Source organism: Synechococcus sp. KORDI-52 (assembly GCF_000737595.1).
Classification (GTDB): domain Bacteria; phylum Cyanobacteriota; class Cyanobacteriia; order PCC-6307; family Cyanobiaceae; genus Parasynechococcus.
In genome coordinates this window covers 1947538-1967495 of sequence record NZ_CP006271.1, presented here as the reverse complement: position 1 = coordinate 1967495, position 19958 = coordinate 1947538, and the positions used below count along the sequence as shown (strand labels likewise).

21 protein-coding genes and 1 tRNA gene are annotated in these 19958 nt (G+C 61.5%); 13 read left to right on the top strand and 9 right to left on the bottom strand.

Translation table 11 applies throughout. The features are described from left to right. Positions 1-35: 35 nt before the first annotated feature. The 3 genes from KR52_RS10085 to KR52_RS10075 are packed head-to-tail and all read right to left on the bottom strand — an operon-like array spanning position 36 to position 3846. Entirely contained in the window at positions 36-953 is a 918-nt protein-coding gene (locus tag KR52_RS10085) for a tRNA (5-methylaminomethyl-2-thiouridine)(34)-methyltransferase MnmD (protein WP_038555433.1), read from the bottom strand. Further along, entirely contained in the window at positions 934-2259 is a 1326-nt protein-coding gene (gene aroA, locus KR52_RS10080) for a 3-phosphoshikimate 1-carboxyvinyltransferase (protein ID WP_038555430.1), read from the bottom strand. The genes KR52_RS10085 and aroA overlap by 20 nt, the downstream gene beginning before the upstream one ends. 24 nt (positions 2260-2283) lie before the next feature. Then, entirely contained in the window at positions 2284-3846 is a 1563-nt protein-coding gene (locus tag KR52_RS10075; protein ID WP_038555428.1) for a UbiD family decarboxylase, read from the bottom strand. Between the two features lie 63 nt (positions 3847-3909). On the opposite strand from KR52_RS10075, the gene KR52_RS10070 reads away from it, so the two are divergent. From KR52_RS10070 to sds, 5 genes are read left to right on the top strand one after another with little or no spacing between them, the layout of a single operon-like run. Beyond that, positions 3910-4641 carry a 2-phosphosulfolactate phosphatase family protein gene (locus KR52_RS10070; protein WP_038555425.1) on the top strand — a complete coding sequence of 244 codons (732 nt, stop codon included), beginning with the start codon at positions 3910-3912 and terminating at the stop codon, positions 4639-4641. 34 nt (positions 4642-4675) lie between these two features. Further along, a complete protein-coding gene (locus KR52_RS10065; protein ID WP_038555422.1) occupies positions 4676-5497 on the top strand; it encodes a carbon-nitrogen hydrolase family protein in 822 nt (273 codons plus the stop codon). Between the two features lie 5 nt (positions 5498-5502). Continuing rightward, positions 5503-6597 carry an N-acetylmuramoyl-L-alanine amidase gene (locus KR52_RS10060; RefSeq protein WP_038555419.1) on the top strand — a complete coding sequence of 365 codons (1095 nt, stop codon included), beginning with the start codon at positions 5503-5505 and terminating at the stop codon, positions 6595-6597. Continuing rightward, positions 6594-7391: a glutamate racemase gene (murI, locus tag KR52_RS10055; RefSeq protein WP_038555416.1), complete on the top strand. Its 798-nt coding sequence runs from the start codon at positions 6594-6596 to the stop codon at positions 7389-7391. Before KR52_RS10060 ends, murI begins: the two co-directional genes overlap by 4 nt. A 37-nt stretch (positions 7392-7428) precedes the next feature. Next, on the top strand, positions 7429-8400 hold the full coding sequence (gene sds, locus KR52_RS10050; protein ID WP_038555414.1) for a solanesyl diphosphate synthase: 972 nt from the start codon (positions 7429-7431) through the stop codon (positions 8398-8400). Between the two features lie 23 nt (positions 8401-8423). Here sds and KR52_RS10045 read toward each other — a convergent pair whose 3' ends face one another. Further along, positions 8424-9074 (bottom strand): HAD family phosphatase, encoded by a 651-nt coding sequence (locus KR52_RS10045; RefSeq protein ID WP_038555411.1) that lies wholly within the window; start codon positions 9072-9074, stop codon positions 8424-8426. A 129-nt stretch (positions 9075-9203) separates the two neighbouring features. Between KR52_RS10045 and acs the strand changes: the two genes are divergently transcribed. Then, positions 9204-11177 carry an acetate--CoA ligase gene (acs, locus tag KR52_RS10040; protein WP_038555409.1) on the top strand — a complete coding sequence of 658 codons (1974 nt, stop codon included), beginning with the start codon at positions 9204-9206 and terminating at the stop codon, positions 11175-11177. Here the strand turns inward: acs and KR52_RS10035 are convergent. Beyond that, positions 11167-11895 (bottom strand): DUF1350 family protein, encoded by a 729-nt coding sequence (locus tag KR52_RS10035; protein WP_038555406.1) that lies wholly within the window; start codon positions 11893-11895, stop codon positions 11167-11169. The two genes, acs and KR52_RS10035, sit on opposite strands and share 11 nt — an antisense overlap. A gap of 2 nt (positions 11896-11897) precedes the next feature. After that, positions 11898-12353: a peroxiredoxin gene (locus tag KR52_RS10030; protein ID WP_038555403.1), complete on the bottom strand. Its 456-nt coding sequence runs from the start codon at positions 12351-12353 to the stop codon at positions 11898-11900. 85 nt (positions 12354-12438) lie between these two features. Between KR52_RS10030 and KR52_RS10025 the strand changes: the two genes are divergently transcribed. The 5 genes from KR52_RS10025 (at position 12439) to KR52_RS10005 (ending at position 16630) form a co-directional block, all read left to right on the top strand. Next, positions 12439-13281, top strand: a complete 843-nt coding sequence (locus tag KR52_RS10025; protein ID WP_038555401.1) for a 3'-5' exonuclease — start codon at positions 12439-12441, stop codon at positions 13279-13281. 79 nt (positions 13282-13360) lie between these two features. Then, positions 13361-13630, top strand: a complete 270-nt coding sequence (locus tag KR52_RS10020) for a hypothetical protein (protein ID WP_038555398.1) — start codon at positions 13361-13363, stop codon at positions 13628-13630. A 23-nt stretch (positions 13631-13653) separates the two neighbouring features. Beyond that, entirely contained in the window at positions 13654-14658 is a 1005-nt protein-coding gene (pstS, locus tag KR52_RS10015; protein WP_038555396.1) for a phosphate ABC transporter substrate-binding protein PstS, read from the top strand. Positions 14659-14839: 181 nt separating this feature from the next. Further along, positions 14840-15814, top strand: coding sequence for a phosphate ABC transporter substrate-binding protein PstS (gene pstS, locus KR52_RS10010; protein WP_038555393.1), 975 nt, complete (start codon positions 14840-14842; stop codon positions 15812-15814). Positions 15815-15994: 180 nt separating this feature from the next. Next, on the top strand, positions 15995-16630 hold the full coding sequence (locus KR52_RS10005) for a Crp/Fnr family transcriptional regulator (RefSeq protein ID WP_038557210.1): 636 nt from the start codon (positions 15995-15997) through the stop codon (positions 16628-16630). 80 nt (positions 16631-16710) lie between these two features. On the opposite strand, the gene KR52_RS10000 is transcribed toward KR52_RS10005, so the two are convergent. From KR52_RS10000 to KR52_RS14455, 3 genes are all read right to left on the bottom strand, one after another. Continuing rightward, positions 16711-16784, bottom strand: a tRNA-Pro gene (locus KR52_RS10000). A 14-nt stretch (positions 16785-16798) separates the two neighbouring features. Beyond that, positions 16799-17134, bottom strand: coding sequence for a hypothetical protein (locus KR52_RS09995; protein ID WP_038557207.1), 336 nt, complete (start codon positions 17132-17134; stop codon positions 16799-16801). A gap of 67 nt (positions 17135-17201) precedes the next feature. Continuing rightward, positions 17202-17366 carry a hypothetical protein gene (locus KR52_RS14455; protein ID WP_156957703.1) on the bottom strand — a complete coding sequence of 55 codons (165 nt, stop codon included), beginning with the start codon at positions 17364-17366 and terminating at the stop codon, positions 17202-17204. Between the two features lie 767 nt (positions 17367-18133). Between KR52_RS14455 and KR52_RS14990 the strand changes: the two genes are divergently transcribed. Next, the gene (locus KR52_RS14990) at positions 18134-18619 is read left to right on the top strand and encodes a hypothetical protein (RefSeq protein WP_084221980.1); all 486 of its coding nucleotides are present in this window, start codon (positions 18134-18136) and stop codon (positions 18617-18619) included. Between the two features lie 1085 nt (positions 18620-19704). Further along, positions 19705-19908 (top strand): hypothetical protein, encoded by a 204-nt coding sequence (locus KR52_RS09990; protein ID WP_038555391.1) that lies wholly within the window; start codon positions 19705-19707, stop codon positions 19906-19908. Positions 19909-19958: the final 50 nt, after the last annotated feature.

Sequence of the window (19958 nt, the reverse complement as noted above, 5' to 3'; positions counted from 1 at the left end):
CGGAGCGGGGGGAAGACGGGCGGAATCTACCGGGCTCAGGACGGACTGTCCCTGCGCCAGCGCCTTTGCCAGGCATTCGTGGCTTCGTAGCCGCAATGCTCTTGTTCAAGGCGGCGGCACTCAAGGATGACCTCAGCCGTGGCGTTGCCCTGGGGATCGCGAAACGGCACGGCCGCCCTGGTCTGCAGGTGTTCCCACTCCATCGCCGAGAGGGGGCGCCAACCAGGGCCGTCCGGAGGACAGGCCGCGTCTGCAGGCGTGGCCATGGTGCCGCTGCTCCACCCCACCCGTTCGCCCGGGGCCGGAAGCAGGGAATACAGGCTCAAGCCCGCCCGCTTCAGGCTGGTCCGTACCGCAGCGGAACGGCTGTAGGTCAGCAGCCGCCCCTGCGGCGCCAAGCGATGCGCCAGGGCTCCCAGGAATTCCTCGCTCCACAGTTCCGGGCAGCGCTGGGGAGAGAAGGCATCCAGAAGGATCAGATCGAAGTGAACATGCTTAGGAATCTCCCGGAGCATCGGACGGGCGTCCCCCCAGAGCTGGATCCCTCGGCTGTTGGGCTCATCCCAGCCGCCGTGGTCGCGAATGGCTTCAAGTCTCGCCAGCACAGGGGGTGACCAGAGGGATTGGAAACTTGCCTGCTTCAAGGCTTGTTCCAGGGGGCGGCGGTCCAGCTCAAGCCCCCACCACTGCACGACCGGCCCAGCCGTCGGCAAGGCCTCAAGCACAGCGGCTGTGTTGTAGCCGAGCCCCAGGCACACATCCAGGATCCTCAAGCCAGAGCCGCTGCTGAAGCGCTGCAGCTCCGCGGGTTGGACGAACTTGGCCCGGGCCTCATTCAGGGCCCCCGCCGAGTTGTGAAAGGCCTCCCCGAAGTGATCGCTGTGCAGGCTGAAGCTGCCATCCGCCGTCGGGTAAACGCGGAGCCCACCGAGCTCAGCAGCGGAGCCTTTCAAGTTCGTCCCAGAACGAGGGATACGACACGGCCGCGGCTTCGCTTCTCGCCAGGCTGGAGTTGCCGTCAGCGAGCATGGCTGCCACGCCGAGACTCATTGCCACCCGGTGATCGGTTTCGCTGTCCAGCACGGCTCCCTTGAGCGGTAGACCGCCCCGGATGGTCATGCCGTCGTCGTGTTCATCAATATCGGCTCCCATGGCCTTGAGCTGCCGGGCCATCACCGCCAGCCGATCGGTTTCCTTCACCCGCAGTTCAGACGCTCCAGTGATTCTGCTTTCGCCCTCGCAGAAACAGGCGGCGACACTGAGGATCGGCACCTCATCCACGAGGCGGGGCATTATGTCCTCGCCAAAGTTGAAGGGTTTCAAGGGGCCGTGGGTCACCCGCAGATCGCCCACCGGTTCGCCCGCCACATCGCGGGGGTTGAGCACGTCGATCCGCGCACCCATCTGCTCCAACACCTCCAGTATCCCGGTGCGTGTTGGGTTCAGCCCCACGTTTTCGATGGTGAGATCGGCGTCTGGGATCAAGGCTCCTGCCACAAGCCAGAAGGCCGCTGAGCTGATGTCGCCAGGGACCACAACGTTTTGGCCATGCAGGGTGGCGCCGGGACGCACGCTGATGTGTCGTCCCATTTCGCCGCCCACCGTGAGATCGGCACCGAAGGCCTTCAGCATCCGCTCGCTGTGATCACGGGACTGGGCCGGTTCGATCACCGTGGTCGGGCTCTCGGCCGTGAGCGCAGCCAGGAGCAGGGCTGATTTCACCTGAGCACTGGCCACGGGCGTGCCGATCACCGTTCCTTTGAGCCGTCGCCCCTGCACGGCCAGCGGTGCCAGGTTGCCCCCATCACGGCCACGCACATCCGCACCCATCGAGGCCAACGGTTGCCCCACCCGACGCATCGGGCGGCGGCGCAGGGAGGCATCGCCATCCAGCACAAAATGGCGACCGTTGCGGCCCGCCAGCAGGCCCAGCATCAATCGCATCGTGGTGCCAGAGTTGCCGCAGTCGAGCACTTCTGCTGGCTCCTGCAATCCGTCCAGGCCAACCCCTTCAACGGTGACGATGCCGCCGTCGGTGATCGGGCTAATGCTGACGCCCATCGCCCGCAGGCAGGCGGCCGTGCTCAGGGGGTCTTCGGCCGGGAGCAAACCATCAATGGTTGTGGTGCCCTCTGCGATGGCGCCAAACAGCAGCGATCGGTGCGAGATCGATTTATCGCCTGGAACCTTCACCCGTCCCTGGAGGCTTCCTCCGGCCTTGAGCTCACGAGGGTCGTCGGGTTGGCCTGTGCCGCTCAAGGTTGCAACGTCGTTGGGCTGATCCTATTGGCCGGTCTTCAGGCCCTGAATCAGGCGATCGAGGGCATAGCCGAACAGGCTGGGGTCAGGGTCGTCGGTGCCGAGATCTTCCAGACCCAGCTCGGCCCAGCGGTCGTTGACCCGTTGTTCCAGATCCGCCGGCCGACTCAGGGGTTCACCCCAGTCATGATTTTTCTCAGGTCCCACCTTGGTGGTGGCATCAATGGCCAGTCGTCCCCCGAGGCCCAATTGCTCGCTGGCGAAGTCCAGGGTGTCGAAGGGGGTGTTTTCCAGGGTGAACAGGTCACGCTGGGGATCCACCTGGGCCGCGATGGCCCAGACCACCTGACGCGGGTCGCGCACGTTGATGTGACTGTCCACTACCACAACAAACTTGGTGTATGTGAATTGCGGTAGGGCACTCCAGAAGGCCATGGCAGCACGCTTGGCCTGCCCCGGATAGGCCTTGTCGATCGAGATCACCGCCAGCTTGTAGCTGAGCGCTTCCATCGGCAGGAAGAAGTCGTTGATCTCTGGAATCTGCTGCCGCAGGATCGGTGTGTAGATCCGGTTAAGCGCGATGGCCAGCATCGCTTCCTCCTTGGGGGGACGGCCGCTGAAAGTGGTGAGAAACACCGGGTCTCGCCGTTGGGTCATGCAGTGGAAGCGCACCAGAGGTGAGTCCTCCACACCGCCGTAGAACCCCATGTGATCCCCGAAGGGCCCATCCGGCAGCACGTCCCCTGGGGTGATCGTTCCCTCCAGCACCACTTCGCTGTGGCTGGGCACCTGCAGGTCGATGGTTTTGCAGGGGGCCAGACGAACCCCCTCTCCGGCATAGATGCCTGCGAACAGCCACTCGCTCAGCTGCACCGGGATCGGTGTGGCGGCGGCCATCACCAGCAGCGGGTGCACGCCGATGGCCACAGCGACCTCCAGCTTCTTGCCCATGGTGGCAGCCTTGCGCAGGTGGCGGGCGCCGCCGCGCACGCTCAACCAGTGAACTGTCATCGTGTTCACCGAGTGCTTCTGAAGCCGGTAGACGCCCACGTTGGGGACACCGGTTTCTGGGTCTTTGGTGATCACCAGCCCAAGGGTGATCACGCCCCCGGCATCACCAGGCCAAGGCCGGATCAGGGGGATGTTGTTGAGATCGACTTCATCGCCGCGGAACACCTGCTGCCGGCAGGGGGGGGTGAGGTCGCGGTCGGGCTTGGCCTTGACCAGGTCCCAGAAGACCCGGGCGAACTGTATGGTTTCCTGCAGCCCCTTGGGCGGTCGGGGTTGCTGCAACAGGGCCAGGCGTGACCCCAGCTCCTCCAGCTGCTCGGCCCGTTCGAGGCCCATGCTCCACACCACCCGTTCCACGGTGCCAAGGGTGTTGACGGCCACCGGCATCGAGGAGCCGATCACGTTCTCGAACAGCAGGGCGGGCCCCCCCTGACTCAGCACCCGGTCGGCAATGGCCGCCAGCTCGAGGTCAGGGTCCACCGGTGCAGTAATTCGACGCAGCTGGCCTCGGTCCTCGAGCAGCTTGAGAAAGCCCCGCAGATCTCGGGTGGCCGGACCGGATTGGAACAGGGCCATGGAAAGACGATCTCGGCGGAGGCGATCTCGGTACTGTGTCGCACGCCGGTGTTCAGCGTGGCCATGCAGATCTCTTACTTCCATGTGCCGGCAGAGATGCCGCAGGACCTTCACTCCGATGCGGCGGTGGTGATTGATGTGCTGCGGGCCACCACCACGATTGCCTGGGCGTTGCACAACGGAGCCGAGGCGGTGCAGGCCTTCGCCAGCCTCGACGATCTGCGGGCGGCGGCAACGGCGTGGCCCGCGGATGGGCGTTTGCTGCTCGGTGAGCGCGGTGGGCAGATGCTCGAGGGATTTGACCTGGGTAATTCACCCGTTGCCGTGACGCCGGAGCGGGTGGCTGGCAAGCGTCTGTTCATGAGCACCACCAATGGCACCCGCGCTCTCGATCGTGTCCGCGAGGTTCCCCTGCTGTTGACGGCGGCGTTACCGAACCGCGATGCCGTGGCCCAGCGTTTGCTGGCGAAACAACCCAACCACGTGGCGATTGTCGGCAGCGGTTGGGAGGGGGCCTATTCCCTGGAAGACTCCCTGGCCGCTGGCGCCTTGGGCCATCGCTTGCTGGAGCTGGATCCCACCGGGAGCAGTGCCGCCAATGACGAACTCACGGCAGCGGTCTCCCTCTGGCGTCTGTGGCAATCCGAACCAGAGGCGTGCCTCCGTACAGCGACCCATGGTCAGAGGTTGATTCGCCTGGGCGACCACGACAAGGACTTCCGCTGCTGTGCTGGTCTCGACCAGCTCAGTGTCGTTCCGACACAGGTCGAGCCCGGAGTGCTTCGGGCGACCTGACCCTCACTAAAGTTTGTCGATCTGATCGGTTGATATGAGCGACTTCCTGGCGGCTGCCGTCCAGCTGACGAGTGGTCAGGATCCGGAGGTCAACTTCAATGCTGCTGAAGAGCAGATCGATCTGGCCGCACGCCGTGGTGCCGAGCTGATCGGCCTGCCTGAGAATTTCGCCTTCATGGGTGAGGACAGCCAGCGCCTGGAGCTGGCCCCGACCCTGGCTGAGCAGAGCAGTCGCTTCCTGGTGACCATGGCGCGTCGATACCAGGTGGCGCTGCTTGGCGGTGGCTTTCCCGTGCCGGTGGGTGATGGATCACGCACCCTGAACCGCGCTGAGCTGGTGGACCGTGATGGCGTTCTTTTGGGCCGCTACGACAAAATCCACCTCTTCGATGTCGACCTGCCGGACGGCAACACCTATCGCGAGTCGGCAACGGTGAATCCTGGCAGAGCTCTACCTCCGGTGGTTGATATCCCTGGTCTGTGCAGGGTGGGGCTGTCCATTTGCTACGACGTGCGGTTTCCTGAGCTGTATCGCCATCTCGTCGGTGCCGGCGCAGACCTGTTGATGATTCCTGCGGCATTCACAGCCTTCACCGGAAAGGACCATTGGCAGGTTCTCCTTCAGGCCAGGGCCATTGAGAACACGGCCTATGTGCTGGCTCCGGCGCAGACGGGACTCCACCACGGTCGCCGTCAGAGTCACGGACACGCTCTGGTGATTGATCCCTGGGGAACGGTTCTCGCTGATGCGGGTGTTCAGGCGGGAGCAGCCATTGCTCCGGTCAACACCAATCACCTCGGTCATGTTCGGGGTCAGATGCCGAGCCTTCGGCACCGTCAGCCCGCCATGTTCTGAGCACCATGCCTCCAGCGTCATCCCGACGACTGGCCTGGCTTCTGGCCGCGGCCCTGCAGTGCACTGCCTTCACCCAGGCCTTGCCTGCCCGAGCTGCCAGTGCACTGGCGGCTTGGGCCTTCACCGAAGAAGGGGTCCTCAAGCTGCGCACGAGCCGCAACGCCCGGTTGGAAGCTTTTTTTCAGGCGGCCAGCGATGGCCGTGGCACCAGGGTTTGGATTGACTTCCCCGGCGAGCTGAGGTTCCCGCGCCGCTTGGCAGGACGGGGTGCCGTCCGTGAAATCCGGCTGGGCAAGCCCCGCGCCGGTGCCACCCGACTGGTGGTGGAGTTCCGCCCCGATGTGGATCTCAACCCCGATGATCTGCGCCTGCGTGGAACCGCCCCGGATCGCTGGGAACTGGTCTTCACCGGCCTTCCCACCCGAGGCTTGAACGATTTCGGCGAGGGCGATCTGACGGGTCGTGCCACGGCATGGCGTCCGCCGGGGGGCTTCCGTCCTAGTCGAACGCCAGTCGACCCGTCCGGGCTTCCAACGGTGACCCGCAATAAGTACCGTGTCGTGATCGATCCCGGTCACGGCGGGCCAGACCCTGGGGCCATCGGCATTGGTGGCCTGCGCGAGACCAACGTGGTGTTGGATGTTTCCCTGCAGGTTGCAGATCTGCTCCGTGCTCGCGGTGTTGATGTTCGGTTGACCCGCACGCGTGAGGTGGATGTGGACCTGCCGCCGCGGGTCTCCCTGGCCAATCGAACTGGGGCAAACGCTTTCGTGAGCATCCATGCCAATGCGTTGAGCATGAACCGTCCCGATGTGAACGGGATTGAGACCTTTTTCTTTTCGGACCCTCGCTCCGGACGCCTGGCCTCCTACCTGCAGCAGCAGATGATGGACGTGTCCCCAGGGACGCCCAATCGTGGCGTCAGACGTGGTCGCTTCTTCGTGATCCGCCGCACCACCATGCCCTCGGCCCTGGTGGAAATGGGATTTGTTACGGGAGCCATTGATGCGCCACGTCTGGCCAACGCTGCCCATCGCCGCCGGTTGGCCCTGGCCCTGGCCGCTGGAATTCTCAACTACCTGAAGCAGGAGGTGCGATGACGCAGCAACTGCTGGGATTCTTCGACAGCGGCCTGGGTGGTTTGACGGTTCTCCGACGGGTGCTCGAACGCCACGGTGCTGTTCCCTGTGTGTACCTCGGTGACACGGCCCGGGTCCCTTACGGCAACCGTCAACCGGATGAGATCCGTCGCATCGCCGCAGAGGTGGTGGGCTGGTTGCGGGATCAGCATGTCTCCACGGTGGTGATGGCCTGCAACACCACGAACGCGCTGGCGAGGGATGTGGCCGAGGGCCAGGCCGGGGCCGCGGTGATCGGCCTGATCGGCGCCGCCGCAGCGATGGTGGAAACGCGCCGTGTCGGTGTGCTGGCCACGCCGGCCACCGTTGCCTCCTCGGCCTACCGGGCCAGCATCGAAGCGCTTCACCCCGGTTCGGTGGTGATTGAGCAGGCCTGTCCCGCCTTTGTTCCGTTGATCGAAGCCGGCGACATGAACAGCGACGACCTGCGCCGTGCGGCCCAGGCCTATCTCGAACCCTTGTTGGCGGCTTCAGTCGATTCGATCGTGCTGGGTTGCACCCATTACCCGTTGCTGGTGCCCCTGTTGCGGCAGCTGCTGCCGGAGTCGGTCCTGATCATTGACCCGGCCATCGGCGTCGCTCGTCAATTGGACGCTGTTCTGGGGCCGCCGGAAACGATTGATTCGATCCCATGCTCGTTGTCCTTGGAGAGCTGCCGGTTCTGTGTCACCGCTGACCCTGATGGCTTTGCGATGCGTGCCACCCCCTGGTTGGGCCAGCGGCCTGCCGTCAGCCTCCAGCTGCTGCAGGACTGAGCGTGGGGCCACTAGGATCGCGGCGCCGAGGGGAGTCATGAGCACCGTTACCGAGCTACTCCAACCGGTAGAGACAGACCTTGAAACCCTGCTCGGAGATCTGCGCAGCCTGATCGGCGCAGGTCATCCCATCCTCCAGGCCGCCGCTGAACACCTGTTCAGTGCCGGCGGCAAGCGAATAAGACCGGGCATTGTGCTGCTGCTGTCGCGGGCCCTCTCCGCGCAGGGAGAGCTCTCGCCCCGCCATCGCCGCCTGGCCGAGATCACAGAGATGATCCACACGGCCTCGCTCGTTCACGACGATGTGGTGGATGAGGCTTCAACCCGGCGCGGTGTGGATACGGTCCATAGCCGCTTTGATGCTCGCGTCGCTGTGCTTGCTGGCGACTTCCTTTTCGCCCAGGCCAGCTGGCACCTCGCCAACCTTGATGACCTCGATGTGGTCAAGCTGCTCAGCCGCGTGATCATGGATCTCGCCGATGGTGAGGTCAAACAGGGTCTGTATCGTTTCGACACAGCCCAGACTTTTGAGACCTATCTCGAAAAAAGTTATTGCAAGACGGCTTCCCTGATCGCCAACAGCTGCCGCGCCGCTGGGGTGCTCAGTGGTTGCTCTCCATCCCAGCTCGACAGCCTTTATCAATTTGGCCGTCAGTTGGGCCTGGCCTTCCAGGTTGTTGACGACATCCTTGACTTCACCGGCAACGATCAGCAGCTCGGCAAGCCTGCTGCCAGCGATCTCGCCAGCGGTTACCTCACTGCCCCCACCTTCTATGCCCTTGAGGAGCATTCTTCGTTGCAGCCGTTGATCGATCGCCAGTTCTCCGAGTCCGGTGATCTGGACAAGGCGCTGGAGATGGTGCGGGGCTCCAAGGCGATTGAACGCACCCGCGAGTTGGCGGAAACCTTTGCCCGCGAATCCCGTGAATCGATCGCCTGGCTGCCGGAGTCTGCGGCGCAACGCGCCTTGATGGACTTGCCGGACTTTGTCCTCAGCCGTCTGTACTGAGCAGCAACCTCAATACAACGAGTTCAACACAACAGATCCAATACAACTCCCAGGCTATTGATTTCACAGGGGTTGGCAGCGAAGTCTGGATGTTCCGATCCCTGGGCGCTCACCAGCCAGACCTGACAACCGGCCCTACGGGCTGATTGGCACCCGGCCTGGGAATCCTCAAGTGCCCAGCAGTCTTTGGGCTGGAGCCCCAAGCGTTGGGCAGCAAGCCGAAAGGGGGCGGGGTCAGGTTTGCCTGCCTCAAGCTCAGGGTCGTCGCCGTAGACCCGTTCCTGGATCTGCTCAAGCCAGGGATGGGGGGCTGCTTTGAAGGCAACGGCGTCGCTGCTGCTGCTGGTGACCAGCGCCATGGGGATGCCCCGGTTGTGGCATTGCGCCACCAGTTCCTGCGCTGCGGGCATCGCGCTCGCATGGGGGAGCAGGGCACGAACGATCGGCTGCTGCACCTCCAACAGGGCATTGGGGCCCACCGGTTTCTCCAGCCATGCATCCACCTGGGTCGCACAGTCGAGCCGGCGGCGGCCCTTCAACTGCATCAACTGGTTCTCGCTCAGCTGGGTACCGAAGTGGGCCGCGGCTTCCCACCAACCCCGGCCATGCAGCGGCTCGGTGTCGAGCAGCAGCCCATCCAGATCGAACAGGCAGGCGGCAGGTGGCAGTTTCATCCTGGAACGGCGATGCCCAGCTCAATCCTTTCGTATCGACTGCATCATCGTCCGACGGATTGATACGGGACCTGGATCAAGCGGGGTCCTGATCCTTACCCTTCGAGGAGAAGCACTGCGCAGTCTGCTGTGACCGACGCCAACACCACCATCGAAAGCGTGCTGCAGGAGCAGCGGGTGTTCGAGCCGCCAGCAGACACCTCCGCCAAGGCCCGCATCGGCAGCCTCGAGGCCTACCGGGCCATGGCCGATGCCGCCAAAGCCGATCCTGATGCGTTCTGGGGTGAGGCCGCTTGCCGAGAACTGCACTGGTTCGAGCCCTTCCACACCGTGCTCGATTGGTCCAATCCACCGTTCGCGCGCTGGTTTGAGGGAGGGACCACGAACCTCTCCTACAACTGCCTGGATCGCCATCTCGACGGGCCGACGGCGCAGAAAACAGCATTGATCTGGGAAGGCGAACCGGGGGATGTGCGTCGGTTCACTTATCAGGACCTGCATGCCGAGGTGTGCAAAGCCGCCAATGGCCTCAAGGCCATGGGCATCGGCAAGGGTGACCTGGTGGCGCTCTACATGCCGATGGTGCCGGAGGCGGCGATCGCCATGCTCGCCTGTGCGCGCGTCGGTGCGCCCCATTCGGTGGTGTTCGGTGGCTTTTCCGCGGAAGCCCTTCGCGACCGTCTCAATGACGGCGACGTGAAAGCGGTGATCACCGCGGATGGCGGCTTCCGCAAGGACAAGCCGGTGTCGCTCAAGCCCGCGGTGGATGCGGCGCTGGCCAATGGCGCCTGCCCCTCGGTGACCGGCGTGCTTGTGGTGCAGCGCACCAAGCAGGAGGTGGAGATGGTTGCCGGCCGTGATCAGTGGTGGCATGACCTGGTGGAGGGTCAGAGTGCCGACTGCCCTGCTGAGCCGATGGCCAGCGAGGACCGCCTCTTTGTTCTCTACACCTCCGGCTCCACCGGCAAACCCAAGGGCGTGGTGCACACCACCGCCGGTTACAACCTCTGGGCCCACCTCACCTTCCAGTGGATCTTCGACATCCGGGATGAGGATGTCTTCTGGTGTACGGCAGACGTGGGTTGGATCACCGGCCACAGCTACATCGTCTACGGCCCGTTATCGAATGGCGCAACGACGGTGATGTACGAGGGGGCACCCCGACCGTCCAATCCCGGGGCCTTCTGGGAGTTGATCCAGAAACACGAGATCTCGATCTTCTACACGGCTCCCACCGCCATCCGGGCGTTCATGAAGAGCGGTCGCTCCGTGCCGGATCAGTTCGACATGAGCAGCCTCCGCCTGCTCGGCACCGTTGGCGAACCGATCAATCCGGAGGCTTGGATGTGGTATCGCGAGGTGATTGGAGGCAACCGCTGCCCCATTGTCGACACCTGGTGGCAGACCGAAACCGGTGGAGTGATGATCAGCCCCCTGCCGGGGGCAACGCCCACCAAGCCCGGCTCCGCCACCCTGCCCCTGCCAGGCATCCAGGCCGACATCATCGATGCAGAGGGCAACAGCTGTGGTGCCGATGAAGGCGGGTACCTGGCGGTGCGTGCCCCCTGGCCCGGAATGATGCGCACGGTGCACGGCAATCCCCAACGTTTCCGCGAGAGCTACTGGGAGCACATCCGGCCTGCCGATGGGTCCTACCTCTATTTCGCTGGAGATGGTGCCCGGCGAGATGCCGATGGCTACTTCTGGGTCATGGGTCGCGTCGATGACGTGATCAACGTCTCGGGCCACCGTCTCGGCACGATGGAGATCGAATCAGCTTTGGTGAGTCACCCCGCGGTGGCGGAGGCGGCTGTCGTGGGTCGGCCCGATGAACTCAAGGGTGAAGGCATCGTGGCCTTCGTCACCCTGGAGGCCGGCCGTGAGGGCGATGACGACTTGGTGAAGGAGTTGCGGGCCCACGTGGGAACGGAAATCGGTCCGATTGCCCGGCCGGATGAAATCCGTTGCAGTGATGCCCTGCCCAAGACCCGCAGCGGCAAGATCATGCGCCGAATTTTGCGGGCCCTGGCGGCGGGTCAGGAGGTCAGTGGCGACACCAGCACCCTGGAGGACCGCTCCGTTCTGGATCGCCTCAGGGCTTGATCGCCTGGCCGATGGTTCGGCTCAGCTGACGGATGACCGCCACCCGCTTGGGGTCATCCGCCCAGTCTCCGAGAAAGCTGCGCCGCAGGCCGGCACTGGCTGGGGTGAGGTGATCGCCGGGCAGGTCCAGGGTTGAGCTGGCATCAGATGGACGTGCTCTCAGGGCCTGGATCAGATCGCTGCTTTGATCCAGCTCATCGCGCCCGAAGCGCACCACCAGGTTCCGCTCCTGTTGGTAGTGGCGGCTGATCAAGCGAAGCGTTTCGGTGGGACTGGGGCTGAACTCGGTTTCCACCCCGAGCCGGGGTGCCAGTTCACCCAGCAGGGGAATCGAACGGTCGGCGTTGAAGTTGTTGAAGCTCAGGGCCACCAGGGCCCTGCTGCCGCGACCCCCATCGGGGGCCAGCAGGTGAAGCTTGCATCCCAGGCTGTGGCCAAGCCGCAGCGGAGCTGCAAGGGCTCCGCAGCGCTCCTCAAGTTGGCGACGCGCTGAGCGGAAGTCGCTCCAGGCATCCCGGGCCTGGCGTTGATGATCGAACCCAGGCACATAGGCCCAGGCATGCACGGCCAACCCGTCCGCCGCCAGATCGTCCAGCAGCCTGCGGTAGCTGATCTGGGGTGTTGCCGCCAGATAGCTGCCGCCGATGAATTCGATCAATCCCGTTGGTTCTGCCGGCCGCAGTTGCCAGATCGCACCCAGTTGACGCCAGTGGGCCATGCTCAACCGCGCAGCTGATTCAGCACCTGCTGTGCTTCCCGCACGTGGGCCGGGCCATCCAACAAGTTGCTGAAGCTGTGACGGATCACCCCCTCCCCGTCAACGATGTAGGTGACGCGGCCGGGTAGAAGACCAAGAGCTTTGGGCACACCCATCTCACGGCGCAGGGCGTTGTTGCGGTCGCACAGCAGCGGAAACGTGAGGTTGTGGCGGGTGGCGAAACGGCGGTGGCTGACGGCGTCATCACCGCTGATGCCCCAGACCTCTGCATCGAGGGCGGCAAAGCTCTCCGCGTTGTCGCGGAAGCTGCAGGCTTCAGCCGTGCACCCGGGCGTGTCGTCCTTGGGATAAAAAAACAGCACCAACCAGCGGCCCTTCACCGAGGCGGGAGTGCGAAGGTCACCGTTCTGATCTTCCAGGCTGAAGGAGGGGAGCCGATCGCCGATCCCAAGGGCCATTCGATTGAAAAGAAGAGGTTGAACCCTAGGCAGCAGCCACCTTGCCCGGGGCGGGAGAATCAGGGTCGGGGGGAGTTACTGCGCCATGCCTGAACAGCTCGATTTGCTTGCGGGGTTTTCAAAGCCTCAGGCGGAGTCCCAAACAGCGCCAACGCCGTTGCCTTCTCCGCCGGGCGTTGAACCCGAGGCCAAGACTGATCAGCCCGAGGATGCGCCAGAGGTCACCCCGTCCACCCTGCTGATCATCGACACCGAAACCTCCGGTCTGGATCCGCTGCAGGATCAGTGCCTTGAGCTGGGCTGCATTTTGTTTGATGTGCCGAGTCGTTCGGTGCTGGCCCAGCAATCGTTTCTTCTGCCGGTGGACTCCAACGCAGCAGAGGCGATCAACCGGATCCCCGCCGCCGTCACCCGCCGGCCCCAGCCCTGGCAGGAGGCGCTGGTGTGGTTTGAGCATCTGCTGGACGCTGCCGATCTGCTGGTGGCCCACAACGCGGCCTTCGATCGCCAGTGGTTCGGTCTGGGTGTGGTGCCGGCCACCGCAACACCATGGCTGTGCACCATGGACGACATCCGCTGGCCGGTGGATCGTCAGTTGCGTTCGCGGCCGTCGGTGCGGGACCTGGCCTTGGCTTATGGCGTCCCCGTCTGGGCGGCCCACCGCGCCCTCAGCGATTGCATCTACATCGCGGAGGTCTTCGCCCGCTGTGACGACCTTGAGCAGCTGTTGGAGCGGGGCCTGGAACCGCGTCGGTTGATGCGTGCCCGGGTGTCCTTCGATGAACGCCATCTGGCCAAGGCAGCGGGTTTCCGTTGGAACGATCCGATTAAGGGCGCCTGGACCCGTCGTTTGAGTGATCGCGAGGTCAAGGACCTGGAGTTTGCTGTCGCCCCCGTTGAGCTCGAGGCCGATCGCCTCAGCGCCTGAGATTGCGCATTTGCTTCAGCACTCCGAAGGGTCTGGGTGATTTTGCAGAGAGTGCCGCTGCAGGAAGCACGCTGAAGCCATGACGGCTTTTCTGCATCCCCATCAACGGCCCATACGCTCCCGTCTGCGCCAGTGGCAGCAAGTGCGTACCTGGGCGCGGTTGATCCGTGAAGCGGAAGCGCTTTGGCACGTGGATGTCCGCGCCCTGCGACGAATGGGGGCTGATGAACTCAGTCAGTTGATTCATGAGGTTCCCGCCCCCCATCGCAGACGGGTGAACCGCTGGCTTCGTTGTTATGCGGTGGCCACGCGGCTCACCGTTGCATCCAGCGTTGTGCCCACCACCTGAGGGTGGATCAACGGCTTGGGAGGATGGTCGAAATCACGCACACAGTTTTGGCCCATCGTTCCCTGGTTGTTTCTAGCCTCAGCGTCCTGGCTGTTGGCCTTGCCGCCTGTGCTGGCAGCTCCGATGTGTCCAGCCTCAATGCGGCAGGGGCCTCCTTCCCCGCGAAGGTGTACCAAAGCTGGTTTGCTGACTTGGCCGGCTCCGGCGGAATCAAAGTGAACTATCAGGCTGTGGGCTCCGGTTCCGGACGCAAGGCCTTCATTGATGGCACCGTGGATTTCGCAGCGTCAGACGACCCGATCAAAGAGGCCGACCGCCAGCAGGTGAGCCAGGGGGTGGTCCAGATCCCCATGGTGGGGGGGACGATCGCCTTCGGATACAACAAGCCGGGGTGCGAGCTTCAGCTCACCCAGGAGCAGGCGGTGGGCGTGGCCACTGGCACCATCAGCGATTGGAAGGAGCTCGGTTGTGAAGCGGGCACGATCACCTGGGTGCATCGTTCGGATGGATCCGGCACCACCAAGGCCTTCACCAATTCGATGCAGGCCTTCTCGCCAACGTGGACCCTTGGCAGCGGCAAATCGGTGAAGTGGCCGGTTGGCGTGGGGGCCAAGGGCAACTCCGGCGTGGCTGGGGTGATCGACAACCGGGTTGGTGCGATCGGATATGTGAATCAGTCGTACATCAAGGGGAATGTGCAGGCTGCTGCGGTCCAGAACAAATCCGGTGAATTCCTCAAGCCCTCCGTGGAGGCCGGTGCCAAAGCCCTCAACGGCATTGAGCTCGATGAGAATCTGGCTGGCAGCAACCCCAACCCCGAGGCCGCTGGTGCGTACCCCATCGCCACGCTGACCTGGGTGCTCGCCTACGCCAATGGCAATGGCGCGAAAGCCGATGCTGTGCGGGACGTCTTCACTTACATGCTGGATGATTCCACCCAGGAGGGTGCGGCGGCCTTGGGCTTTGTGCCTCTGCGGGGCACCATTCTTGAAAAATCCCGCAGTGCGGTGAAGGGCATTCAGCCTTGAACATGAACCCTTGGTTGGGTGAACGTCATGCCCCGGTTTGGCCTTTCAAACCGGGTTTTTTGATGGTTTAAAGAGGGTTTCATGCTTCCTTAACCATTGTTAACGGGCGCATAACGACAGCAGGTTTGAGCTCCGATTAGGTCTTGGTTGATACAGCCTCCTCCCTCTTTCGGTTGTCGTGATGCGCATTGCACAAAAGGCTTTTCTCGCCTCCTCCCTGCTTGTTCTCGGGGCAGGCATGTCGGCTTCGGCAGCTCCCAAATTGAACGGTGCTGGTGCTTCGTTCCCAGCCAAGATTTACCAGCGTTGGTTCTCCGACCTGGCCAAGGCGGGTGGCCCTCAGGTCAACTATCAGGCCGTGGGTTCCGGTTCCGGCCGTAAAGCCTTCATCGACCAGACCGTGAACTTCGGTGCATCGGATGACCCGATGAAGAAAGCAGACATGGCCAAGGTCAGCCGCGGTGTGGTTCAGATCCCGATGGTGGGTGGCACCATCGCCTTCGGCTACAACAAGCCCGGCTGCAATCTCAAGCTCACTCAGGAGCAGGCCGTGAAGGTCGCCATGGGCAAAATCAAGGATTGGAAGGAGCTCGGCTGCAAGCCCGGCACCCTCACCTGGGTTCACCGCTCGGATGGCTCTGGCACCACCAAGGCCTTCACCAACTCGATGCAGGCCTTCTCCAAGACCTGGACCCTCGGAACCGGCAAATCGGTGAAGTGGCCTGCAGGCGTGGGTGCCAAAGGCAACTCCGGTGTGGCAGGCCTCATCCAGAACCGCGAAGGTGCGATTGGTTATGTGAACCAGTCGTACATCAAGGGCAAGGTGGTTGCCGCCGCGCTTCAGAACAAGTCCGGTGAGTTCCTCAAGCCCTCTGTGGCTGCAGGTGCCAAGGCCCTCAACGGCATCAGCCTGGACAAGGACCTGGCTGGCAAGAACCCCAACCCCACCGCCAAGGGTGCTTATCCCATCGCAACCCTCACCTGGGTTTTGGCTTACAAAACCGGCAACGGTGACAAAGCCAAGGTGGTGCAGGACGCCTTCAACTACATGCTGAGCAATGCTGCTCAGAACAAAGCTCCTTCCCTGGGCTTCGTTCCCCTCAAGGGCGATATCCTGGCCAAGTCCAAGGCCGCTGTGAAAAAGATCGGCAAGTGATCCTCGCTTGAAGTGGTTTTAAAAACCAACCTTCAAAGGGCCCCTCGGGGCCCTTTTGTGTGCGCTGAATGATTCGAGTTTCGATCAGTGTTAGAGCCTTCTTAACCGAATCTCTCCCAGCTCTTTGTTGGGAATCGATGTTGTCCTCAATACAGTTTTCCTGGATTCATGGGATTCCAAATGCTTGCCACTCCGTCGGCTGATCTGAGTTCAACAGCTCTTGGTTTCAAGGCGTTTCTTGAAAACAGCTACGACAATCGCAATGTTGTTCATGTCACCTCGGGAAGTTTTGTTCCTCTGCTGAAGAACAGCGTTTGGTTTGTGGTTCGCGGCATGGTGAAGCTGGGGGCACTCTCGGTGCATGGTGATGAGCTGGTGCTGGGCCTGGTGGGCCCTAATGAACCCTTTGGTGCGGCATTCACCAATGTGGAGGCCTATGAGGCTGTAGCGCTCACCGATTGCGATCTGCTCTGCTGCAATCTGGCGGAGCTCGAGCACTCTCCTCAGTTGGCACTGGGCCTGGCCAAGGCCATGGCTGCCCGCTACCGCCAGGCCGAGTCGCTGCTGGCCCTGCTGGGATTGCGGCGCGTTGAGGAACGGGTTCGGGGTTTCCTGGAGCTGCTCGCCAAGGACTTCGGCGAACCCTGTGAGGCCGGTTTGCGGCTCAACCTCCGCCTCACCCATCAGGAGATCGCCAGCGCCCTCAGCACCACCCGGGTGACCGTGACCCGCGTCTTGGGTCAGTTGCGGGATGAAGGCTGGCTGCAGATCGATACCTCCAGGCATCTGGTGGTGACCGGCACCGGCCGCCACTGATTGCAAAAAAAAGAGCCGGCATGTCTGCCGGCTCAAGCCCTGAAGCGTTGATGTTCAGGTGGGGAAACAACACGGTTGAATCGGAGCGGCGGGATTTGAACCCACGACCCCCACTACCCCAAAGTGGTGCGCTACCAAGCTGCGCCACGCCCCGTCAGAATTAAGTTATCACAGTGCATCCCAGCGTCTGAGTCGCCTGAGCAACCGCGCGGTGAGCTGGTCGCGCGTCGCTGACCCGTACTGGTACAGCCGCAGCTCGGAGGCTGCCTGACGCAGCTCCGCCAAGCTCATCGCAGCCAAACGCAGCTCCGGAAGGGTGCGCCAGGCCCTCGAACGCATAGGGAGGGCCGCAGGCCCTTTCGCCTGGCCCAGATTCAGGGTCCCATCCGCCAACCATTCAGGGATCAGCACCACCAGAACGGCAATCAAGCCGTAGAGCTCAACAAGCCCCCTGGGCAAAGGATGCAGTTGACGCTGCTCGGATCGATCAGGCCGTTCACTCACTGCAGAACGGAGGGTTCCTTCTCCTTCCACGATCGCACCAAGAGGCAATCTCCTTCTGCGCAGGTGGTCAGATTGCCAATGGTGTCGCCTCAGGTTGCGGCGTGTCGCGCCAGAGCATCGGTGCTTGCTGCTCTCTGTTGCGCGTAACACTGCCGAGGATCAGACCGAGAACCAAAATCAAAGTGAGGGCGATGGCCAGGATCACCTGACGATCAGACCAGGGCTCGGGCATGTCGTGGCTTGATTCACCACCATCCTGGCCGAACCAAGCGGGTGGTGATCAGCCCGGGGTTGAAGAGGTTGTTGTGAACCTTCTGCAGCCGCGATGGGTGATACAAAACCTCTAGTGAAGACTCAGGATGCACCTTCCATGTCGCTTGATAGGACAGATCAGAAGCCCAATCGAAAGACTCTGTTGATTGCGGTCTGGGCTTCTCTCCTGCTGTTCACCCTGTTTTCTGGCTCCATCGCTGGTTGAACCCATGGCATCAAAAAAGAAACCCACCAAAGCAGCTCTTTTGGTCTTCGCCTTTGGCCTGTCTCTGGTGACGTTGTTGTTTGAATCCTTCTGATTCCCTCGTTCAGGCGCTGAACTGAATCGGGGCGTTGTCGGATCGGAGCGTGCACTGACTGATCCATCAGTCGCATCTGGCCCAGCCCTGCTTCGGACGCTTCAAGTGGGTGCCTTCAAAGTCGCTGAGGAACACGGGAGATCGCCGACTCTGTTGAGGTGTCGCTGAAACTGCCAGGGGTGGAGTCACCCCTTGGCTGGAAGGATGCTTCGCCACAACTTCATCTGACCCTGGCTGTCCATGCACAAATCAGGTGCCTGGATGATCTCCTCCATGGCTGATGTGAATTCAGTTTTGCTCAGCAATCGTGCATGCTTTAGAGGATGTCCCCAAGGTGCCACAGCCTCATCAAGGTTTCTTTTTATTACTTAATGTTGTTTGTCAATTGATTGGCTGTGGCTATGAAGCAAGAAGTGTTGTCTAAGACATGCTTCGCATTTTCGTGCTTGCGTCGGCTTTGACTTTGACAGGAGTCATGCCAATTCACGCTGGCCATCATCACGGTGGCGGTGGCCATCATCATGGTGGGGGCGGTCATCATCACGGTGGGGGCGGTCATCATCACGGTGGCGGTGGTCATTGGCACCACAATCATTGGGGCTGGTATCAAGACAGACGAGCTGCCTGGGGAATTGCAGGATTGGCGACCGGTGCAATGATTTCATCCGCAATTGCCAATTCTCGCGTGCAAAATTCTCCCACGATTGTTGTGCCTGAAACCAATCGAATGCTTGATTACGGAATTGATCAATCATCCCCTCAGCTTGAGGATGTTGAATTCACGTATACGGTTGATGGGGTTCGAGTCACTGCTCGGGCAGATTGTCAACGAGGCCTGATCAACGGTAATCAGCCTTCAAGTGCAGCAGATGTGCATACGCTGAATGCTGTCTGTCATGCTGCAAGCAATTAAATGGTTTTGATCTACAGTTTAAAGTGGAAATTTTTAAGTTCTTGTGGTTGTCTGTTAATTAGCTAATTAAGCAATACAAGTCCTGCCAATCTTGCGCTCTGTTGTGCGATGGCCATCCGCTGCCATTCACCAGCCCTTCAGCCGCCGTCTGCGGCGATTCCAGGCTGCACTGTTGCAGAGCTCTTGATCAAAGATTCCAACATCCAGAAGAGGATGGTTGCTTCGGACCGCGCTGCGTTCTATTGGACCTTCTTGCACCAACACCCGCATTGACGTGGTCCCGCTTGAACAACTTGTCTTAGCACTGCGCCCCAATGCCTCTGACGCGTGTGCAAGATTCCGGCAAACCAGGGGTAAGTGAACCTCGCTGAAGACGATCCGGGCAGGCCGCTGGGTGCTACCTGCTGGTATGCCTCTCGTCTCAGTTGTTGCAGAGGTTCTGGGCCCCTGTGATCAGCATTACTGGCACCTGCGACATCGATCATCGAGTGGATCTTCGAAGAACCCGATGGTGTGTTGAACGGGCCAGAACGCTCACACATCAAAGACAATAATGATTTCTCATTCCTCCAAGCAAGAGCTTTTCAAGATAGTGAGGCGTTATACGAATACCGGTAATCACAAAAAAGCACAAGCTCTATTTGATTATTTGCTGTCTACAAGATTTCATGAGCTGAATATTCTCTGTCATAAATGACGATCATTCTGCTATCAATGCAAGCTTGCTGAACCTGATGGAGGCCCAACACAAGGGCATTACCTCTCCACCGCATCGGACCCATCGCCGCCGACACCGTCTTTGCTGTCCCTGAAGGATCAACCTCTCTCAACACTTCGAGCCAATGTCCTGAACCTTCAATCGTTAGCACTCTGGAGGTGTGCAAGACCTTGGAGGGGATCGAGTGATGGAGTCTTGGCTGATCTGACTTGATGCTTTTTTCGCTGAAGCAGAGCACGACATGTGTTTCGCCTGGCTCCAAGGGTGCTTGAACCAAAGGGGGCAACACAAATCTGCCTCAATCACTCGAATGGGGGATGTGGAAACTGATCGCTGAGGGGATCCTTGTTTTAGTTGAATCGCTCTGATGAATCAAGCAGAGAGGACTGAAGCAATCATTGTATGGGTGCTCATTAGTTTTTTTGGAGGCTGGGTGCTGTCGATCTTTGGAATTGGGATTGGTCCTGGGATGATTGCTACAGCGATGTTCTTTTTCGTCGTCCTCAAACTCATCGATGCAACGGCAAAGAGCAACAGTGGTGAGCCGCCGGAATTCACCAATCAGCGCTGATGATCGTTCTGATCGGTTCATCTTGCCAGTCCCAAAAATGTCACCCTGCT